This window comes from Eudoraea sp. (genome assembly GCF_039969275.1).
Lineage (GTDB): Bacteria > Bacteroidota > Bacteroidia > Flavobacteriales > Flavobacteriaceae > Eudoraea.
Map to the genome: position 1 here is coordinate 142,186 of NZ_JBDVOC010000003.1, position 21,223 is coordinate 163,408.

16 protein-coding genes are annotated in these 21,223 nt (G+C 35.3%); 8 read left to right on the forward strand and 8 right to left on the reverse strand.

Annotated features, from left to right (window positions below):
- Positions 1-18 precede the first annotated feature (18 nt).
- Genes ABJH90_RS01560 through ABJH90_RS01570 form a run of 3 tightly spaced genes read left to right on the forward strand, consistent with a single transcriptional unit; the run spans position 19 to position 5,194 of the window.
- On the forward strand, positions 19-2,454 hold the full coding sequence (locus ABJH90_RS01560) for a YfhO family protein (RefSeq protein WP_348141812.1): 2,436 nt from the start codon (positions 19-21) through the stop codon (positions 2,452-2,454).
- Entirely contained in the window at positions 2,454-3,731 is a 1,278-nt protein-coding gene (locus tag ABJH90_RS01565; RefSeq protein WP_348141813.1) for a glycosyltransferase family 4 protein, read from the forward strand. Before ABJH90_RS01560 ends, ABJH90_RS01565 begins: the two co-directional genes overlap by 1 nt.
- Positions 3,731-5,194, forward strand: a complete 1,464-nt coding sequence (locus ABJH90_RS01570; RefSeq protein ID WP_348141814.1) for a polysaccharide biosynthesis C-terminal domain-containing protein — start codon at positions 3,731-3,733, stop codon at positions 5,192-5,194. Before ABJH90_RS01565 ends, ABJH90_RS01570 begins: the two co-directional genes overlap by 1 nt.
- 127 nt (positions 5,195-5,321) lie before the next feature.
- Here the strand turns inward: ABJH90_RS01570 and ABJH90_RS01575 are convergent, their stop codons facing one another.
- A complete protein-coding gene (locus ABJH90_RS01575) occupies positions 5,322-6,542 on the reverse strand; it encodes a hypothetical protein (RefSeq protein WP_348141815.1) in 1,221 nt (406 codons plus the stop codon).
- Between the two features lie 183 nt (positions 6,543-6,725).
- Entirely contained in the window at positions 6,726-9,506 is a 2,781-nt protein-coding gene (gene uvrA / locus ABJH90_RS01580) for an excinuclease ABC subunit UvrA (RefSeq protein WP_348141816.1), read from the reverse strand.
- A 245-nt stretch (positions 9,507-9,751) separates the two neighbouring features.
- On the opposite strand from uvrA, the gene ABJH90_RS01585 reads away from it, so the two are divergent.
- Both ABJH90_RS01585 and ABJH90_RS01590 read left to right on the forward strand, forming a co-directional pair.
- Entirely contained in the window at positions 9,752-10,333 is a 582-nt protein-coding gene (locus ABJH90_RS01585; protein ID WP_348141817.1) for a sigma-70 family RNA polymerase sigma factor, read from the forward strand.
- A gap of 575 nt (positions 10,334-10,908) precedes the next feature.
- Positions 10,909-11,490: a sigma-70 family RNA polymerase sigma factor gene (locus tag ABJH90_RS01590; protein ID WP_348141818.1), complete on the forward strand. Its 582-nt coding sequence runs from the start codon at positions 10,909-10,911 to the stop codon at positions 11,488-11,490.
- Between the two features lie 232 nt (positions 11,491-11,722).
- Here ABJH90_RS01590 and nth read toward each other — a convergent pair whose 3' ends face one another.
- Complete coding sequence (gene nth, locus ABJH90_RS01595; protein WP_348141819.1) at positions 11,723-12,385, reverse strand: endonuclease III; 663 nt, start codon at positions 12,383-12,385, stop codon at positions 11,723-11,725.
- 55 nt (positions 12,386-12,440) lie between these two features.
- Between nth and bcp the strand changes: the two genes are divergently transcribed.
- On the forward strand, positions 12,441-12,890 hold the full coding sequence (gene bcp / locus ABJH90_RS01600; RefSeq protein WP_348141820.1) for a thioredoxin-dependent thiol peroxidase: 450 nt from the start codon (positions 12,441-12,443) through the stop codon (positions 12,888-12,890).
- A 64-nt stretch (positions 12,891-12,954) separates the two neighbouring features.
- Here bcp and ABJH90_RS01605 read toward each other — a convergent pair whose 3' ends face one another.
- The gene (locus ABJH90_RS01605; protein WP_348141821.1) at positions 12,955-14,412 is read right to left on the reverse strand and encodes a TonB-dependent receptor; all 1,458 of its coding nucleotides are present in this window, start codon (positions 14,410-14,412) and stop codon (positions 12,955-12,957) included.
- Positions 14,413-14,497: 85 nt separating this feature from the next.
- On the opposite strand from ABJH90_RS01605, the gene ABJH90_RS01610 reads away from it, so the two are divergent.
- Positions 14,498-15,262 carry an MBL fold metallo-hydrolase gene (locus ABJH90_RS01610; RefSeq protein ID WP_348141822.1) on the forward strand — a complete coding sequence of 255 codons (765 nt, stop codon included), beginning with the start codon at positions 14,498-14,500 and terminating at the stop codon, positions 15,260-15,262.
- Between the two features lie 49 nt (positions 15,263-15,311).
- Complete coding sequence (locus ABJH90_RS01615; protein WP_348141823.1) at positions 15,312-15,806, forward strand: hydrolase; 495 nt, start codon at positions 15,312-15,314, stop codon at positions 15,804-15,806.
- Here the strand turns inward: ABJH90_RS01615 and ABJH90_RS01620 are convergent.
- The 4 genes from ABJH90_RS01620 to ABJH90_RS01635 all read right to left on the reverse strand — a co-directional run bounded on the left by ABJH90_RS01620 (position 15,803) and on the right by ABJH90_RS01635 (position 21,176).
- The gene (locus tag ABJH90_RS01620) at positions 15,803-16,462 is read right to left on the reverse strand and encodes an alpha/beta fold hydrolase (RefSeq protein ID WP_348141824.1); all 660 of its coding nucleotides are present in this window, start codon (positions 16,460-16,462) and stop codon (positions 15,803-15,805) included. The two genes, ABJH90_RS01615 and ABJH90_RS01620, sit on opposite strands and share 4 nt — an antisense overlap.
- A gap of 370 nt (positions 16,463-16,832) precedes the next feature.
- On the reverse strand, positions 16,833-18,086 hold the full coding sequence (locus ABJH90_RS01625) for a dihydroorotase (protein WP_348141825.1): 1,254 nt from the start codon (positions 18,084-18,086) through the stop codon (positions 16,833-16,835).
- Positions 18,083-20,005: a BatA domain-containing protein gene (locus ABJH90_RS01630; RefSeq protein WP_348141826.1), complete on the reverse strand. Its 1,923-nt coding sequence runs from the start codon at positions 20,003-20,005 to the stop codon at positions 18,083-18,085. The genes ABJH90_RS01625 and ABJH90_RS01630 overlap by 4 nt, the downstream gene beginning before the upstream one ends.
- Before the next feature lie 163 nt (positions 20,006-20,168).
- Positions 20,169-21,176: a glycosyltransferase gene (locus ABJH90_RS01635; protein ID WP_348141827.1), complete on the reverse strand. Its 1,008-nt coding sequence runs from the start codon at positions 21,174-21,176 to the stop codon at positions 20,169-20,171.
- Positions 21,177-21,223 lie beyond the last annotated feature (47 nt).

Consider the following 21,223-nt stretch of genomic DNA (forward strand, 5'->3'; position numbering starts at 1 on the left):
TTACCACTAAAGCAACCAATGAATAGAGGTACAAAGGCTTTATTTATCCATTTTTTTGCGCTTGTTTTTTTTATTGTTGCCTCTTTGGCATATTTCTATCCCGTACTTCAGGGTAAAACTATTATCCAATCCGATATTATTCAATATACCGGAATGGCTAAGGAGCAAAATGATTTTCGGAAAAATTCTAATGAGGAGCCCTATTGGACTAATAGTGCTTTTGGAGGCATGCCAACCTATCAATTAGGAGCTTATTATCCGCATGATTATGTAAGACAACTTGATAGGACTATCCGATTCCTTCCTCGTCCGGCAGATTATTTATTCTTGTATTTTGTTGGGTTCTATATATTACTATGCTGCTTAAAGGTAGATTATCGATTAGCGATCTTCGGCGCATTAGCTTTTGGTTTTTCCACCTATCTAATTATAATTCTTGGGGTAGGGCACAATGCGAAGGCACATGCATTAGGATATTTACCAATTCTGTTAAGTGGTATTCTACTTACTTTTAGAAAAAAGTACATCTGGGGATTTATCCTTACCTCAGTAGCTATGGCATTGGAAATAGGAGCAAATCATTTTCAGATGACCTATTATTTTATGCTACTTGTTCTTGTGCTAGGAGTTGCATATTTGGTTGATGCCATTAAAAAAAAGGAACTAAAACACTTTTTCATTTCAGTAGGACTGCTTATTGGGGCAGTTGTTTTAGGGATTGCGGCTAATGCGACATCCCTTATGGCAACCAAAGAATATGCAGATTGGAGCACAAGAGGGAAGTCGGAACTTACGATAAACCCGGACGGCTCTGCCAGAGAAAATTTGGAGGGACTGGATAAAGAATACATAACTCAGTACAGCTATGGAATAGTTGAATCTCTGGATTTATTTGTTCCCAGACTTTTTGGAGGTAGCAATAATGAAGACCTCGGCACTAATTCCAAAGCTTATGAATATCTAACAGAACAAGGATTACCCCGAACAAAGGCTCTGGAATTCAGTAGTGCTCTTCCATTGTATTGGGGAAATCAACCGGGGGTAGCGGCACCGGCTTATATTGGTGCAATTATAATTTTTCTTTTTGTCCTGGGGCTGTTTTTAGTGAAAGGACGTTTAAAATGGTGGTTATTAGCGGGAACTTTACTTTCACTCTTTTTATCCTGGGGAAAGAACTTTGGTCTTCTTACCGATTTTATGATTGACTATTTTCCACTTTATAACAAATTCCGGGCGGTTTCTTCTATACAGGTAATCTTAGAACTCTGTGCACCCATCCTCGCGGTATTGGCCTTAGTACAAATATTCAAGCCCTCAATAGCAAATAGTAAAAAAATAACGGCTTTAAAAACGAGTTTAATTATTGTTATCGGACTCGGTATTACCCTTTTTATAATAAAAGGTGTTTTTGATTTTACGGGCTTAAATGATAGCACATATCAGAAATATTTTGGCGATGAGGTTATGACCATGATAAAGCGAGACAGGGAGGCCGTTTATGTTAATGATACCATACGATCTTTAATATATGTGCTGTTAGCAGGTCTGGCTATTTGGCTCTATCTAAAAGGGAGACTTAAGGAAAATTTGGTGATTTTGACCCTCTCTTTGCTGGTGCTTTTTGACCTGGTAGGTGTTGATCTTAGATATGTGAATAAGAAAGATTTTGACAGGCAAAAAAGAATGAATCAACCGTTTCAGCAATTGCCAATGGACAAGCAGATTGCCGAAGACAGCGGAGTATTCAGGGTTTATGACCCTTCAGAAGGACTTAACGGCGCCAGAACATCCTATTTTCATCAGTCCATTGGAGGCTATCATGCTGCAAAACCCGCAGGGATGCAGGATTTATTTGATTTCCATATTTATAGAAATAATTTGCGAGTCCTAAATATGCTTAACGTAAAGTATATTATTCAAAAAGATGAAGAAGGTAGGAATTATGCAATTACAAACCCCGAAGTCAATGGTAATGCCTGGTTTATTACAAGACTTATGGAGGTACAAAGTGCTGATGAAGAAATTAAGGCACTGGATAGTTTGGACATTCTTAATGAAGCCGTTGTTAACACCTCTGATTTTTCTCAAATAGATCAATTTAATTTTCCAAAAGATTCTTTGGCTTACATTAACCTCAAGGAATATAAGCCTAATCATTTAACATATATCACAAACAATTCAAATGAAGGACTTGCAGTATTTTCAGAAATGCACTATCCCAGAGATTGGAAGGCTTATATTGATGGCAAATTGGTAGATCATTTTAAAGTCAATTACGTATTAAGAGCATTGAATATCCCGAAAGGCAATCATAAAGTGGAGTTTAAGTTTGAACCAGAAGTAATTGAAACCGGTGGAAAAATTACTTTAGCAAGTTCCATTTTAATGATTATAATGTTTTTAGGGGGAGGCTTATTTTCAATATTTCGATTGCGCAAAAAGAAGGAGGGATAATGCATAAGGTCCTTATCATCAGTTATTATTGGCCCCCTGCCGGGGGACCGGGGGTTCAGCGATGGCTGAAATTTGTAAAGTATCTACCTGAATTTGACATACAGCCTATAATTTATATTCCTAAGAACCCAAAGTATCCTATTACGGATAGTAGTCTTACTAAAGAAATTCCTAAAAATGTTACTATTTATAAAAATAAGATCTTCGAACCTTATTTATATGCAGGATTTTTAAGTAAAAAGAAAACCAAACAAATAAGCTCGGGGGTCATAAGTGATGACAATCCTTCGTTATTAGAAAAATTTTTACTGTGGATAAGGGGCAATATGTTTATTCCGGATGCCAGAAAGTACTGGGTAAAGCCTTCAGTCCGCGTTTTAACGGGCATAATAAAAAAAGAGGGAATAGACACCATAATTACAACTGGCCCTCCTCATAGCCTTCATTTAATTGGTTTGGAGCTAAAAAAGAATCTGGATGTTAAATGGCTTGCAGATTTCCGGGATCCATGGACCTCTATAGGTTACCATACTAAACTAAGGCTTACAAAAGCTTCCCAAAGGAAACATAGTCTATTGGAAAAAGAAGTTGCAAATGGATGCGATAAGCTTTTGGTTACCAGTAATACTACTAAAGTTGAATTTGAATCAATTACCACGAATCCAGTCTATGTAATTACCAATGGCTATGATATTCCGGAAAGCGAGCTGCCCTTTAGTGCCTTGGATAAAAAATTTACGCTTTCACACATTGGTTCACTGCTTACCGGAAGAAATCCGGAAAACCTTTGGAAAGTACTGTCTGAGATCATTAGTGAAAACGAGGCTTTTCGAAATGTCTTTCAATTAAATCTAATTGGGGTGGTTGGACAGGATGTTTTAAATTGCATAAATGATAACGGGCTAAAGCTCTATACAAGGATTAAAGAATATGTCACCCATGAGGAAGCAGTGAATTATCAGCGGAGTTCACAGTTATTACTTTTAGCAGAGATTGATTCACCGCATACGCGAGGTATTATTCCGGGAAAACTGTTTGAATATCTTGCAGCCAAAAGGCCAATTTTAGCCATAGGGCCTGAACATTGGGAAGGTGGGGAAATTGTAAAAAGTACCAACTCCGGTGTCGTTTGTAATTATAATTCTGTAGCAGATCTTAAAGCTTTAATTTTAAATTGGTTTCATCTTTATCAGGAAGGCAATTTAATGGTATCTTCAGTAAATATTAAAGAATATAACAGAAGAACGCTTACCAAAAAGTTGGCTGAACTGTTGTAATGGGAATAATTTTTAAACAATCGTTAAAGAATACTACTATCACTTATCTTGGATTTGCGATAGGAGCTATCAATACACTTTTCCTTTATACCCGCTTTCTCACTGATGAGTATTATGGACTTGTAGGAGTAATTCTTTCCTCCTCAGCAATTCTAATGCCATTGATGGCGTTTGGTGTACCCAATACTCTTGTAAAATATTACAGTAATTTCAGTGATTCGAAATCGGCTGATGGTTTTCTCACCCTAGTGATACTGCTTCCTTTGATTATTATCATTCCCCTTCTTGGAGTAAGTTACTTTGCAAATGAAGCAATAGGTAACTTCCTGGCCAGAAAGAATGTTATTGTAAAAGATTATGTCTGGTATATTTTCTTAATAGGAATGGCCATGGCTTATTTTGAAATATTTTATGCCTGGTCCAAAGTTCAAATGAAATCGGTTTTTGGGAATTTCATGAAAGAAGTGTTTGTTAGAGTAGGGGTCAGCTTACTCTTAATCCTTTTGTACATGGAGTTAATAAATGTAGTGTTTTTTTTAAAGGCATTGGTAGGTCTTTACCTCCTAAGAACTATGCTAATGAAACTATATGCCTTTAGTCTAAGAAGGCCAAAATTGCAGTTCAATTGGCCAGAGAATACTAATTCTATGGTTAATTACAGTATTCTTATAATTCTGGGCGGATCTACCGCGGTAATCCTTTTGGAGATAGATCGTTTTATGATCAATCAGTTTATTGCTATTCAAAATGTTGCATATTATACGGTAGCTATTTTTATTGCAACCGTAATTGCAGTGCCTTCAAGAGCCATGCACCAGATTACCTATCCGATGACCGCTGAAATACTTAATAGGAATGATCTAGCCGGGCTGAAAAGATTATATCAAAAAAGCTCTTTAACCTTGTTCATTGTATCTGGTCTTATTTTTATTCTGATTCTGCTAAATCTTAATGATCTTTATTCTCTGCTACCAAAAGCATATCGCGGAGGATATTTCATTGTTCTATTAATTGGATTCACTAAACTTTTTGATGCTCTAATTGGTAATAATAATGCAATACTCTTCAATTCTGACTATTACCGGGCTCTGTTGTTTATGGGTGTTCTTTTGGCAGTTTTTACCATACTTTTCAATTGGCTACTTATTCCCGTCTATGGATTAAATGGTGCGGCTTTTGCAACATTTATGGCTATATGTATTTACAATACAATTAAACTGATATACGTTAAACGGAAATTTAATATAATGCCCTTTACGAGTGAAACTGCAAAAATTGCGGGTCTCCTGGTTTTAATGGTGGCTATTTTCTATTTCGTGAAATTTACTTTTAATCCATTAATCAACATTGTTTTAAAAAGTGTACTTATTACCGGCGCGTATGTTGGAATCTTATACAGATTTAAAATATCTGAAGATGTCTTTGGTGTTCTTTCAGGATTTTTAGGAAGGAAAGGAAAGTAAGCAGTTATTTTTTAAAGGAATCTTAGTTTTAAGTATTTGAATTTATTCGGACATAATTCCAACAAAAAACCCCGCAGAGACTAATCTACTGCGGAGTTTAACAACTAACCAACCTAAAACTATTTTATTATAATTTTGTACTTCTGCTTCTTGTATTATTGCTTTTACCAGAACTCCTGGAAGGACTTCTATGCGCTGTTTTATTAGCTGTACTTGTCCTCTTAATTCCTGTTCTTCCCGAACTTCTGCCAGAAGGCTTAGACGCAACTGATCGTTTTGTCACTGTCTTAGTGCTAACAGTCCGGCTTTTCGTTGCTGATCTTTCCGGTCTTTTATAATTACTATTGTTGCGTTGAACTGTTTTACTTCTTGGAGTTACCGCAACTTCCTTTTTTGTTACAGTTCTGCTTGTTGCAGACCGCGGAGATCTTTTAGCTCCATTTCTAATTGAAGTACGTTCAATATTTCTACCAGTATTGGCAATAGTTCTTTTTGTACTATTAACAGCTGTTCTATTAGATCTGTTCACAGCTGTACTGTTTATAGTTCTTTTAGTACTGGTCCTATTACCTCTTTGAGTTACAGCTGTAGTATTTCTTACTGAATTACCGGTTCTGTAACCATCGCCTCTTCGAGAATTATTTTCTCTGGCAACTACACGTTTATCATTCCTGTACACCTTGCTGCGCCTGTTGTAATTTTTATGATGATCATAATAATGACCCACACTGGCATAGGCTCTCCTGTGATTATATCGATATGGTCTGTAATAAGTATATCGCACAGGGTTGTAATATCTTCTGTATGGGTTATTGTATACCAGACAGTAAGCAGCTGCAGGTCTTACGAAATAACCGTAATAGGGCCTGTATGAATAATATTGGTTATATACATTTACATATCCTGTATAATGACTATAATACCCTCTGTTATTATAATAGACATGCATTCCACCAACTCGTCTCACTCTTCCATTTCGGTACCATACATTAATACCACCAATTCGATTAACACGTCCATAATAATCATAATAGACAGGTACATTTTGAACTTGAATAACTGCACCATAATCATCATATTGAACATATGAATTATAATCATATCCTGAATTGAATGTAATATTGGTACTTCCGAAGTTCACATTGGCTCCAACATTAACGCGGTTGTCAATATAAAAATCGAATTCTCCATCCGGATAAACGGAAAACGTAATGCCATTTTCAACAAAGATGAAGGAATTGTTGTATTTATAAGCATTGCGTATTGCAACCTTATCTTCCACTGTGGCTGCCATGGTACTCGCAGTACCAAAAATAAGCGCCGTAAAAATGAATATTAAATTTCTCATGAGCTAAGGTTTTAAATTTCCGAATGCAACTATTTACATTCACCAAATTAATACCAAACAGCGTGCCAGAAATGTTTATATAGCTTTAAAGTATTGTAAATCAGATAATTAAAAATAACTGTAATCAAAGAATTGAACTATAACCTATTTATTTGAGAAAGAAAAAGATTTAATCAATTGGAGCTAAAGCAGCTTTTCACGAAGGTAACGTGCAGTATGAGATTTAGTTTTTGAGGCAACTTCTTCCGGAGTACCGAAAGCAATAAGCTCACCACCATTATCGCCTCCATCGGGTCCAAGATCTATAACATAATCTGCACATTTAATAAATTCAATATTATGCTCTATAACAACAACAGAATGGCCCCTGGCTATTAAAGCGTCAAAAGATTTTAAAAGCTTTTTAATGTCATGAAAGTGAAGCCCTGTAGTAGGTTCATCAAAAATGAATAAAGCCTTCTCTTTAGTTGTACCTTTTACAAGGAATGACGCCAGTTTAATCCTCTGTGCCTCCCCACCGGATAGGGTAGAAGAAGATTGGCCTAGGGTAACATAGCCCAGACCTACCTCTTGCAGTGGTCTTAATTTACCAACTATTTTAGTTTTTAAATTAGTTTCAAAGAATACAATGGCATCATCTATGGTCATGTTCAATATATCATCAATATTGGCATTTTCAAATTTTACTTCCAGAACTTCTTTCTTGAAACGCCTTCCGCCACAGGTATCGCATTCTAAATGAACATCAGCCATAAACTGCATTTCTACCGTAATCTCACCTTCTCCCTTGCACTTTTCACACCTACCTCCATCTACGTTAAAAGAGAAATGTTTGGCTTGGTAACCTCTTAGTTTACTCAATTTCTGTGAGGCAAACAATGCCCTGATATCATCATAAGCTTTTATATAAGTTACCGGATTTGAACGAGAAGATCTTCCTATTGGGTTTTGATCTACGAACTCAACGTTTTTTACAGACTGAAACTTTCCCGACATTTCGGTATATTGGCCTGCCTTTTCTCCATATCCACCAACTTCTTTCAGCAGTATTGGGTAAAGCAATTTTTTTACCAACGTACTTTTCCCACTTCCTGAAACACCCGTAATTACTGTAAGCATATTGAGGGGGAATGTGACATCAATATTCTTTAAATTGTTTTCCCTGGCTCCCTTTATTTCAATAAAGTAATTAGAGGTTCGGCGTTTTTTGGGAATTTCAATTTCCATGGTTCCATTAAGGTAACTTGCCGTAAGTGAGGACGATTTCAGGATTGCATCCATAGGCCCGTGGGCCACCACTTCGCCTCCATGTGTACCAGCTTCAGGACCAATGTCAATAACCTCATCTGCCGCAAGCATTATATCTTCATCATGTTCAACAACAATAACAGTATTACCTAAATCTCTTAGAGATTTTAAAACCATTATAAGATTCTCTGTATCTCTCGGATGTAAGCCAATACTGGGCTCATCAAGGATATACATAGAGCCAACCAGACTACTGCCTAGAGATGTTGCCAGGTTTATTCGCTGACTTTCTCCACCCGATAGCGTATTTGATTTTCTGTTGATTGTTAAATAGCGCAATCCAACCTTATCTAAATAACTTAGCCTGGTTTTGATTTCTGCTAATAATCTTTTTGCGATTTGCGAGTCGTATTCACTTAATGAAAGTTTGTCAAAAAATATGATTAAGTTTTCAATTGATAATTCCACAAGATCTGAAATAGATTTGTTATCAACCTTAACATAATTGGTCTCCATTCTAAGGCGCTTCCCTTTACAGGAGTTGCATCTAGTTTTACCTCTATATCTGGAGAGCATTACCCTATTTTGAATCTTATAACTCTTTTCTTCTAATTGCCGGAAGAATTTATCTATTCCTATAAAATGCTCGTTGCCTTGCCAGACCAATAGTTTTTGCTCCTCATTAAGTTGATACCATGGTTTATGGATAGGGAAATTAAACTTATAGGCCGAATTCACTAATTGATCTTTATACCAGCTCATGCTCTCACCGCGCCATGGAAATATGGCATTTTCAAATACAGACAACCCAGAATTAGGTATTACAAGATCTTCATCTATGCCAATTACATCACCGTATCCTTCACACTTTGGACAAGCCCCGTAAGGATTATTGAAACTGAAGAGATGTGCGTTAGGTTCCATAAAGACCATTCCGTCCATTTCAAACTTGTTGCTAAATCGGGTTACTGTGCCATTAGCGATTTCTTCAATATAACAGTATCCTTTACCTTCAAAAAAAGCAGTATCCACTGCGTTGGCTAATCGATTTAGAAAATCCTCATCATTTTTCTTAATAATTCGATCTACAACTAATTCAAAATTATAACCAATATCTTTTAACGATTCATCAATCCTGATGACTGTGCCATTATGTTTTATCCTTGCATATCCCTGTTTGGAAAGCAATTGTATAGATTTTACCGGATCTCTGTCTTTGGAAATAACAATTGGAGCCAATAATAAGAGCTTGGTACCTTCTTCAAAAGATTTTACATGATTTATTACATCTGTTACGTTATGCTTTTTAACTTCATTACCGGAAATTGGTGAATAAGTCTTACCAATTCTGGCATAAAGGAGCTTCAAATAATCATAGATTTCCGTTGTTGTACCCACTGTGGATCGTGGATTCGTGGAATTCACCTTTTGTTCAATAGCTATTGCCGGAGCTATCCCTTTTATATAGTCTACTTTAGGCTTATCTAATTTACCAAGGAATTGCCTGGCATATGAGGAAAGGCTTTCTACATAGCGACGTTGTCCCTCGGCGTAGAGTGTATCAAAAGCCAGACTGGACTTACCTGAACCCGAAAGTCCCGTAATAACAACTAATTTGTTTCTGGGGATTACTACATCAATATTTTTAAGATTATGCAGTTTAGCCCCTTTGATTATAATGTTTTCCTTTGGATTTACCTCGGTTATTGCAGACATTTCTTCCATTAGGTCGGCAAAGATACGATATGTTGAATTCAAACACCAATAGGCCGCCTTTTACATCAAAATTCCGCAATATCACAACATTATTAACCGGAGAAAATATTTTTTTTCTATATTTGAGGCGTAATCACTAAAAAATCGGCCTATACGCGAAAATTACTTTTTTGAGCATTAACCTGAATAACTAAAGTCCTTTCCCTAAAGAAAGGCCCCTAAGTTTAACCAAAAAAGTAATTAGTATGCAACTACAAGTCGCGGACTCAATTTTAGTTCAGAATTACATTAGCGGGGATGAAAAATCCCTGGAAATCCTAATAAACAAGCACAATCAACGTCTTACCAGTTTTATTTATTCTAAGGTACAGGACAGGGCTATTGCTGAAGATATCTTTCAGGATACCTTTATAAAGGTAATAAGGACCTTAAAAAGAGGCGCCTATAATGAAGAAGGTAAGTTTTTACCTTGGGTTATGCGAATAGCTCATAATCTGATCATTGACCATTTTAGAAGGAATAAGCGAATGCCTAAATTTGAAGGCAGTGAGGATTTTAACATTTTTTCCGTCTTGGGGGATAATAAACTGGATGCAGAGAGACAGTTAATTAAGGACCAGATAGACAGCGATCTTACATTATTAATAGAAGAACTACCTGATGACCAAAAAGAAGTCCTGGTAATGCGTATATATAAGGATATGAGTTTTAAAGAAATATCTGAAAATACAGGGGTAAGTATTAATACTGCCTTAGGACGAATGCGTTATGCCTTAATTAACCTAAGAAAGATCATAGAAAAGAACAATATTGTTTTGACGAATTAATAGGTTTTATAACGACTAAAACAAATGGTTCCACTATAGTGGCGTTATTTAGACATAACAATATTATATATGGAACAGATTTACCCTAAACAGCAGAACAAATGTAAGCTTGTAAAAGCAAAGCCAGAGAGTATAAAGTTATTACTTCAGTATTCCAAGGCATTAAATATTGTAAATCATAAAGGACTTACATTTGAGAATAATTTGAATTAACCATAACCCTATATTATTAGGATATACATTGATCCCTTTGATAATACGTCAAGGGGATTTTTAGTTTCTGGTAGTTACTGAAGTCGCTTATTTAATTAATTCTAATTAAACCGGGAATATTTCTATGCTTCCGGAAAATCAGATGGCAACTAATTTATTATGGATTTATTGTGTCTATAACTGCCAAATCGCTCTTTGACATCAAAAATCAGGGGTTTGACAACATAGTTTTTCTCAGACCTCGCTATTTCAATACTTTTAAATTGTAATTATGAAATCATAGCTACTATATATTTAAACTATTAACCAAAGGGCCATCAAAAAGAAGCTCCTTTATATTAACCAAAAAAACACTGCCAATTATGGAATTTGAAATTGATGATTCAGAATTAGTAAGAGACTATATCAGCGGCGACGAAAAAGCACTTGAAGTTCTTATAAACAGACATAATCAACGTATAAGTAGTTTTATTTATTCCAAGGTACTGGATAGGGATATAACTGAGGATATTTTTCAGGATACCTTTATCAAGGTAATTAAAACCTTAAAAAAAGGATCTTATAGTGAAGAGGGAAAGTTCTTGCCATGGGTAATGAGAATTTCACATAACCTTATTATTGATCACTTTAGAAAGAACAAGCGTATGCCTAAGTTTGAAGGAAGTGATGATTTTAATATTTTCTCCGTTATAGGCGATGATAAACTTAATGCAGAAAAGCAGATTATTAAGGATCAGATAGATAGTGATCTTGGATCTTTGATTGAAGAATTACCCGATGATCAAAGAGAGGTTCTGCTTATGCGAATATACAAGGACATGAGCTTTAAGGAGATTTCTGAAAATACCGGAGTTAGCATAAATACGGCCCTGGGAAGAATGCGATATGCACTAATAAATCTCAGAAAGATAATAGAAAGACACAATATTGTTTTAACAAATTAAGGGCTCGCAATACATCCAAGCAATATTTCCATTTTAGTTGCGTTATTAGTACATAACAATACTATAATAATATGGAAAAAATTTACTCTGAAGAACAAAATGCTTGTAAACTGGCCAAAACCAGTCCTGAGACAATCCAGTTCTTACTGAATTATTCCAGGTCCTTAAGAATAGCGAGGTACAAGACATTCAAATTTGAAACAATTTTGAATTAAGACAAGATAGCCCGCAATTAGCGGGCTTTTTTTATTTTATAATAATCTTCTAATACTTTTTTTCTCCCTATCGTTTTGGTTATTAAGTCTTTGTCTATATCCCAGCCTCTTGCCGGAGAATATTCACGGCCATACCAAATAATTTGAAGATGTAAATTGTTCCATAATTCTTTGGGAAATAACCTTTTTGCATCTTTCTCGGTTTGAACCACATTTTTACCACTGGAAAAACCCCAGCGATACATTAGACGGTGGATATGCGTATCAACGGGAAAAGCCGGTATACCAAATGCCTGAGAGACCACTACACTTGCAGTTTTATGGCCTACAGCCGGTAATTCTTCCAATAAGCTGATTTCCGATGGAACATTACCCTCGTACTTTTCTATCAATATTTCGGATAGGCCATGGATTCCTTTCGATTTCATCGGTGAAAGCCCTACTGGCTTAATAATTTCTTTTATTTCCTCAACAGACATTTTAATCATATCGTAAGGATTATCAGCTTTTACAAATAATTTAGGTGTTATCTGGTTTACGCGTACATCTGTACTTTGGGCCGATAATAATACCGCGATTAACAACGTATACGGATCTTTATGTTGCAACGGCACTGGTATATCAGGATATAATTCCTGCAGTTTTTTTATTGTAAAGGATACTTTTTCCGATTTCGTCATTATTGTTTAATTTTACAATGATAAAAATAAACACAAATTTAATTGAAAATAGACTATGAACACACTGAAAGAAGGTGACAAAGTCCCTGATTTTTCATCTGCTGATCAGGATGGCAATTTGGTAAAATTAAGGGATTATTCCGGTAAGAAGTTAGTGGTATTTTTTTATCCAAGGGCTAATACCCCTGGATGTACCGCAGAAGCTTGTAATCTTCGGGATAATTATGCAGAACTGCAATCAAAAGGGTACGAACTTCTAGGAGTTAGTGAAGATTCTCAAAAAAAACAAGCTGGTTTTAGGAATAAATATGAATTTCCATTTCCGCTTTTGGCAGATGAAGATCATACCGTAATTAATTCATTTGGAGTTTGGGGACCTAAAAAATTTATGGGCAGGGAATACGATGGTATACACAGAAAGACTTTTATTATTGACGAAAGCGGTTTCGTCACAAAGGTTATTGACAAAGTTAAAACCAAAGATCACGCTGCCCAGATTCTTTAATTTGAAACTATTTGTACAAAAAAAAGGCCTAAAACATTAGGCCCTTTTTTTATGGAATTTAGCGTTAAGCTTTTTCTTCTAGTTTATCGGAAGTTCGCATAAAAAGGTGTTCTTTCTTTATTGTTTCCGAAATACCTTCCGGCAGCATTTCCTCCCAACCACCTTCTCCATTTTGAATTTTTTTCAATACGTCTCTGGAGAATATATCCATAATTTCAGTATCGTAGTCTATAATATCCATTACTTTTCCATTATACTTAAAAAATTTGTACAACTCTTTCATTCTCGGATGGACCTTCACGTTATTACTAGTCATGATCTGACCAGTTTCCGGGTTCTTCATCGGATAGAGATATACAATGAGTTCTTTAAAGAATAACTTGCCAAATGCTTCCAAAATACCACCACTTAGATGTCTGTAATATTTTTCATCAAAAATATCCACCAGGTTATTAACTCCCATGGTAAGACCAATTTTTGCCTTGGTATAATTGTTGAAGTATTCAACCAATCTAAAATATTCCTGAAATTTGGATATCATTACCGAATGTCCTAATGAACACAATAGTTCGGCCCTGTCCATAAAATCACTTTCATCTATTTCACCAGAAGCTCTTAAATTCGACAATGTAATTTCAAATATCACAATGGAATTATCTTCATCAACCGCTGGATCCCGTATAAAAATTTCATAAGACTTTTCAAACATATCCAGGTTTACTTTAGTCACTGGTCTAAAACTACCTCTTAGGGCAAGGATATTTTTCTTGTAAAGAATAGTAGCAGGAAGAAGGTTATTACCGTCGGGTCCGAACATGACAGCATCGGTCATATCATTTCTGATAAGTTGAAGACTCATAAGTCTGTTGTCAACGTCTTTGAAATTTGGGCCTGAGAAATTTACCATATCAATCTCCAGGGTATCCCGGTCTATATGATCATAGATATATTTTAATAATTTTCTGGGTTTATTAAACTTGTAAAAAGCACCATAAATGAGGTTCACTCCAACTATTCCGAGGGTCTCCTGCTGCAAACGCGCTTCATTTTGTTTAAATCTGACATGCAATACGATCTCGTCAAATTCCTTTTGAGTTGGATCTAGTTGAAAACGGATTCCTACCCAGCCATGGCCTTTATATCGCTTTGAAAAGTCTATAGTTGCGACTGTATTTGCATAGGTAAAAAACAGTTTATCCGGATTTTCCTCTCTGCTAATTCGCTCTTCCATAAGATGCATTTCATGAGAAAGCATCTTTTTTAGCCTGCTTTGAGTAACATACCTTCCTGCAGTTTCCGCTCCATAAACGGCATCACTAAAGGATTTGTCATAGGCACTCATCGCTTTAGCTATTGTCCCTGAGGCGCCGCCTGATCTGAAAAACCACCTGGCGGTTTCTTGTCCGGCCCCTATTTCCGCAAAAGTCCCATAGATATCGGGATTTAGATTTATTCTAAGAGTCTTAGCCTTTATTGACGGAATATTTTCAAAAGCCCGATCCTTTTTGAACACTGAAGCCATATATAGTTTGCTTTCAGCAAAGTTAATAAGATTGGGGTATCTATTAAATAAATAAGTTATAAATTTGAAATAAATAGATGACAGGTTGAAAATAACTTTTTTAGGCACTGGCACATCGCAGGGAATACCGGTTATTGGCAGTAATCATCCGGTCTGTTTAAGTAAAAACCCCAAGGATAAAAGACTTCGAGTTTCTGTTCTGATTTCGTGGAAAGACTATAATTATGTAATTGATTGTGGTCCTGATTTCAGGCAACAGATGTTAACTCATAAAATAACCAAATTAGATGGTATTCTCTTTACTCATGAACATTCAGATCATACATCGGGCATAGATGATATCCGCCCTTTTTTCTTTAGACAGGGTGATATTCCTGTATATGCGCATGAAGATGTAATCTTCTCATTAAAAAGGAGATTTGACTATATATTTGCCGATGAGAACAGGTATCCCGGGGCTCCGGCGCTAAAGGTTAACCTGATACAAAATAATGAACCCTTCATAATCGGAGACCTACAGGCAATACCAATTGAGGCATTTCATAACCGGTTAAGGGTTTATGGATATAGAATAGGCGACTTTGCCTACCTTACTGATGTTAAGACTATTTCTGATGAAGAAATAAATAAACTAAAGGGAGTTAAGGTATTGTCCGTAAATGCATTACGTATAGAACCACATCATTCGCACTTAAACCTGGAAGAAGCTCTCGAATTAGTTGATATAATTAAACCTGATATTGCATATCTTTCTCATATTAGTCATTATTTGGGTTTTCATGATGAAGTGGAAGAAAAATTACCTAAAAATGTACATTTGGCATATGACAATCTTGTTGTCTCGGTTTGAGCTACAAAACAATAATTTTAATTAGTTTGATAATTGATTCTTTAATTTTATGAAAAGTAGAATATTTATTTACCTGTTCATTTTTGCCGCTTTAGTATCGCTTTACTTATTTGTAAGTAGCAATACCATGCTGGAGAATAAGGATTTAAAGATTAAGAAGCTGGCGTCTGAAGTTAGCATACTTCAGGATTCTGTACAAAAATTACAACTTCAGGTTTTTGATATGCAATACTTTTCATTGCAAAATAATGATGATGCACTATCATATTATGATCACCTTGGAATGGAAAACCCTTCGCGCTATATTGCAGATAAGTTATTGGAAACCAATGAACAGAAAGGAGATAATCCATTAATTCCATATGAGGGTATGGAAAGTGATTTTAAGATCAATAAGATAAAAATACTGAATCATCAATGGATAATAGCCGATTTTTCGGATGGTAAATATTGGGGAGAACTATTTTTGAAATATGAATTAAAAGATGATATGGGTGTTGATTTTACAATGATGGATCATCTTTTATATACGCGGAGTAATTAAATATTTTCTTCGAGCCATTTCCTAAAGGAATAAAAATTTTCGGCCGAAACCCCATGACCTACAGGAAATTCCTCATATTTATGTTTAATGCCGAGCTTTTTTAAAAGAATAGGGGCTTTTTGAGCCCATTCAGATGGGATTACCTGGTCTACCTGACCGTGGGATGCGTATATGTTAAGATTTTTATAGTCTTTTTGAGTATAATTCTTCTCGAGGATATTCTCGTCTATATAGCCGCTTAGGGCCACTACATTTTTAACCTTATCCGGAAATGAAAGCGCAACCGCATAGCTTAATACTGTACCCTGGCTGAAGCCCAACAAAGTGACATTGTCTTTATCCAATTGATAAGCTTCACAAGCTTCCTCAATAAAATTTACAATTTTGTTTCTGGATGCCATTGCTTGTTCCTCATCACTCCATTTTCCATGCTTTGCATCAAAGTTAATGTCATACCAGGCATTACCAAAGGGAGGTAAAGGGTATGGACCTCGTGTAGAAATAATAAAACATTCTGAAGGTAATTCTGAGGCGAATGAAAACAAATCTTCTTCGTTGCTGCCGTAACCGTGAAAGAGAAAGATAACAGGTGGCAACCTATCTTCTATTACGGATGGACGAATTATATGATATAAGGATAAGGAAACTGTTTTCATTTTATTGAATAAATGTAAACCAATGTTGAAATAAGGATCCAAAGATCGGTACAGGCTGTTTTTTATTATTTAAGGCGCTCAATAGTCCATACATCCAAAGGACAAAATAAAATATATAAAGGCCTACCCAAACAAAAAAATTAAACCACTGACTTAAAAATAGGGCGCAGCCCATAAAAACCAGATGTAAACCAAATGCTTGCCTTGTATGGAATCTGGCAAATTCATTTTTTGGCTCCATATTCATAGTTATTGCTATTAAGGATCCAACAATAGTAAAATATGCTATTATTGCCGTTGTTTTTCCTTTCGCTATTGAATCTTCTTCCAAAACCTTATTTTACTAGCTATTAATCAAATTATTATTTATTTAGACGATTATTTGATTGTTTGCTATTATTCCGTATACCTTACCTTTCATTTTTTCACCAAAAAACATGCTGTTCTTTGAAGTAGAATAACAATCTTCTTTGGTAAAAATATATTCCGACTCAGGATCAAAAAGAGTAAGATTCGCCAAAGACCCCTTTTTTATAGTTACCGGACTTAATCCGAAGCGTTCTCTTCCTTTAGATAACAGGGAGACGGTTGTTTCTGTGTCAAATAGTTCATTTAAAACACCAAACGCGTTTTCAAGACCTATTGTGCCATAAGCAGCATTATCAAATTCTACACGTTTTTCTTCAATATCAATTGGTGTATGATCTGAGGTAACAAAATCGATAATGCCTTCTTTAAGACCTTGTTTCAAAACACTTATATCTTTGCTCGTTCGAAGTGGAGGTAAAACCTTATAATTACTATCAAAGTTGTCCAAAACATTGTCAGAAAATAACAAATTATGCACAGCAACACTGCAACTTACGTTAAGTCCCTTCCTTTTAGCTTCGCTTAAAAGCTTAACTGACTTAGCCGTAGATATCGTTGGGATATGGAGATACCCACCCGTATATTCCAGAATAAAAAGGTCCCTTGCAATTTGAAGTTCTTCCGCCATTGCTGGAATTCCCTTTAAACCAACCCTTGTAGACGAAACACCTTCATTAACAATACCCTTACTCATTATTTGCTTATCCATCGGAAAAGAATAAACTAATCCCTTAAAATCCTGGGAGTATTGCAGGGCTATCTTTAATAAATTGGAATTTGAAATAGATCTCTTAAAATCATAGAATCCAACAGCACCCGAATTCTGCATGTCATAAAGCTCAGCAAGATCAATACCTTCACTAAGTACTGTAAGAGTCCCCAAAGGATGTAATTTTGTTGGCTGCCCTTTTGCAGCATTTTTCAGAAAAACAATAGCGCCACTGCTGTCCGGCAGTGGATAAGTGTTAGGGTTAAGAACAATATCTGTATAACCACTTCTTGAAGCCACCTTGAGCCCATTATTAATAGTTTCACGTTCTTCAAATCCAGGTTCACCAAAACTTACACTACTATCAAACCAACCGGAAGAGACATGCAAATTTTTGAAGTTTAGCGTTTTTATATTCCTGGCAGGTTTAATCAAGGTAGATATTTCTTCAATAATCCCATTAAGAATAAGAATATCGCGTTTTTTTAAATGAAGTTTACTGTTGGTTTTATCAACAATTGTGGCAGATTTTAGAAGTATGTTCATTTAAATATTTTTTGAATAAGAACTTCGGCCAGCATAAAAAGCAAAGCAAAAATAGTAAACCATTTCCATAGCTCAGTTACTCTGTTGTCTTTTTCCATGGTTTCAAAGACTTCCGTTAAATTATTTAAGTTGGTATTACTATTTAATATCTCAAAATCAGCATATATAGACTGGCTTTCTGTTCTGGGGTAATTAAAACTAATATTTTGAATTGGTCTGGATTCTTCACTAATTACATAAACGCCATCTTTATTAGGATTGTAATTAAAGGTTAATATAGTTTTATTTGAAAAAGACTGCTGTTCGGGAATAAATTCATATTCTTTCTGAGTAACCTTTATAATATTATCCCTTGACATTGCGGTCTTAACATCAATAGTGGTTATTTCTCCCAGAGTATTATATAATTTGGGCGATTTAAGGCTATTTGCTCCAATACTATAAATTGTGGGTACAATAAGAGGTGAATTCTTAAAATTAGAATTTGTATTAATCATTGCAGCTGTAAACAAGTATATGCCATCCAGACCTACAAGGAAAGCAGATTGATCCTGTAATGAAAGTATTTTTGGGGCCCTTGTTCTGGTTTTGAAATAGCTGTTTACCCTTGGATATTGAAAATTGCTTACTCTTTGGGCAAATACATTCTTATAAAGAGGATGATCAAAGTTAATTCCCGTTATGTTGCGTTCTTCATCAATTCTATTTACAAATGAAGTAGAATAATAATTTCCGATAAAACTATTATAACTTTCAATATTAGCATCAAAAGAAGGGATAATCATCAAATGACCTCCTTTTTTAGTATAATCGTTTAAAATATTTTTGAGTGAGACAGGAATGGTTTTTAATTCATTTAAAATTATTAGGTTTTGCGACTCCAGCATGCTGTAATTAAGGTTATCCATTTGTAGATCAGCAAATATGAATACATCTTCGGTAAATATTCTTTTTAAAAACTCACTATCTGACTCGCCTACAGATAATACTTTGATTTTGTCCTTTTGGTTAATATTAAAAAACAATTGATTGTCATAAGGCAATCCAATATCTGATATTTCAATTTTACCTATAATAACTTCGTTGGAGGGTAGCGTGAATACGACATTAGATTTTCTGTTCTTGTCAAATGTAGCTGCCGTCTTAGCAATTAATTTATCATCGTTATATAAAGAAACAGGGATTGTTTCCAAAGCATCTGTTGTAGTTAAATTCACAGAAAGGTCTATTGTAGTTGCATTTACCTCAGCTATATATGCCGAATCCAAAACAGTATTGGCAAGATTTTCCGCATTAAGGCGAACCATAAAAGTTTGGATGTTTCCAGGAGTATCAGATTCCAGGATTGCAGTTCTGTTTTGAAAATCGGATACTAGTACCAAATATTTAATGGATTTTTCATCTTCGCTAAAGAAATTATTCCCTTTAAGAAGGATATCCTTAAGCTCTAACTGATTATAGGTATAGGGAAGGGTCAAAAGCTCATTACGAATATCCGTCAAGGTAATGTTACTAAAAACTTTATCATTCGTAAAAAGACTAAAAGTATTATCCTTTGGCAGACCCTGTAATAACTTCTGAACTGCATCCTGGAGGAGGGTGCCATTCTCTGTTTTGGCCTGCATGCTAAAGGAATTATCCAGGTATATTACTGTTTCTTTGGCATATGAAGCCGACTCCTTTGCGAAATAGGGTTGTGAAAAAGCCAGGATAAGACCTGAAAGTAATAATACTCGGGAGATAAGTAGCAGCCATTTTTTTAACGTGCTGCTTTTACGAGATTGCGCAACAACTTTTTGTAATAGCTTTACGTTGGTAAAAGGAGTTTTTTTAAACCTTCGAAGTTGAAAGAGGTGAATTAATATGGGAATCAGAAGCAGAAAAAAGGCCCAAAGGAGTTCCGGATATTTAAACAGCATTCCCAATTATGATTTGACAAATATATGAAGTATTGAGAAGATATTGCCTAGTAATTATGACAAAATTGGGAAGGAAAACGAGTAGAACGATAAAATGAAATCAATGTGAATGCTGAGTCTACTCAAAATAAATTAGTCATACTTGGTTAAAAGAATCTATTCTTTAACAAAAGAAAAAATAATCTTCCATTGGGGATTGACCCAAATTTGAAAAAAAATTTGTGATCATTTCCTGAGCCACTTCATTTGCAACAGTAATTATACTTTGAGGGTTTTTAAGTTTAATTAGATAATTAAAATGCCTTAATTCCTGTCCATAAATTTTTTTACCTATTTTTTTTGGGTTATCACATAACCAATAAAAAGGAATATCCTGTTCTAACAACTCTCTGGCAGTACTTTTACCTTTGTCTCCGGCACCCCAAACAGTTAAAGGTCGCCTGTGATCGTGGTGAAGCTTTAGAAAGTAGTGAAGTTTTAAATGCAAAAAATAATTCTGGGCATAGTGCTCGCTGGTTCTTGAGGTTCGGCTGTCATAATCACGCCATCGGTGTAATATCTCATTGCACGGAATACATTGCAAACCCCGCTCATAAAATCGAAATGCAAGATCATAATCTTCCGGGTACCTATTGGGTTCAAAAGCACCACATTCTTCTAGATCTATTTTGTGGACCATCCAGCAAGGGGAGGGGATTACACATTCCTTATAGATCTCAGAGTAATTTTCTCCTTTGGCTGTGAGTTTGTTCAACCATTTTTCATATCGCTCGTAACCACTGCTGATTCCACGGTGTGAAAAATAACGAACGCCTCCTACTGCGATATGTCCTTTTCCATGTTTTTCTAATGATGAAGCCATGATTTCCAGCTTATTGGAGTTCATAATATCATCAGAATCCATTCTTGTCAACAATTCACCTTTGCTAAAACTGTAAGCTGTTCTGAGTGCTGAAATTATACCATCTCCTTTATTAGAATGTACTTTAATTCTGGGATCTCTTGATGAATATTGCTCAACTATAGCACGACTAGTATCATCCGAATGATCATCTACGGCAATGACCTCCCAGTTTTTATAACTCTGAGATAAAATAGAATCAATACACTCAGGCAGGAAAGCCGAAGTATTTTTAAAAGGAATTAATATACTAACTAAAGGTTCTTTCAAGAAGTTATAATGATTTTAAAACACTCACAAAACTATCCGGATATCAA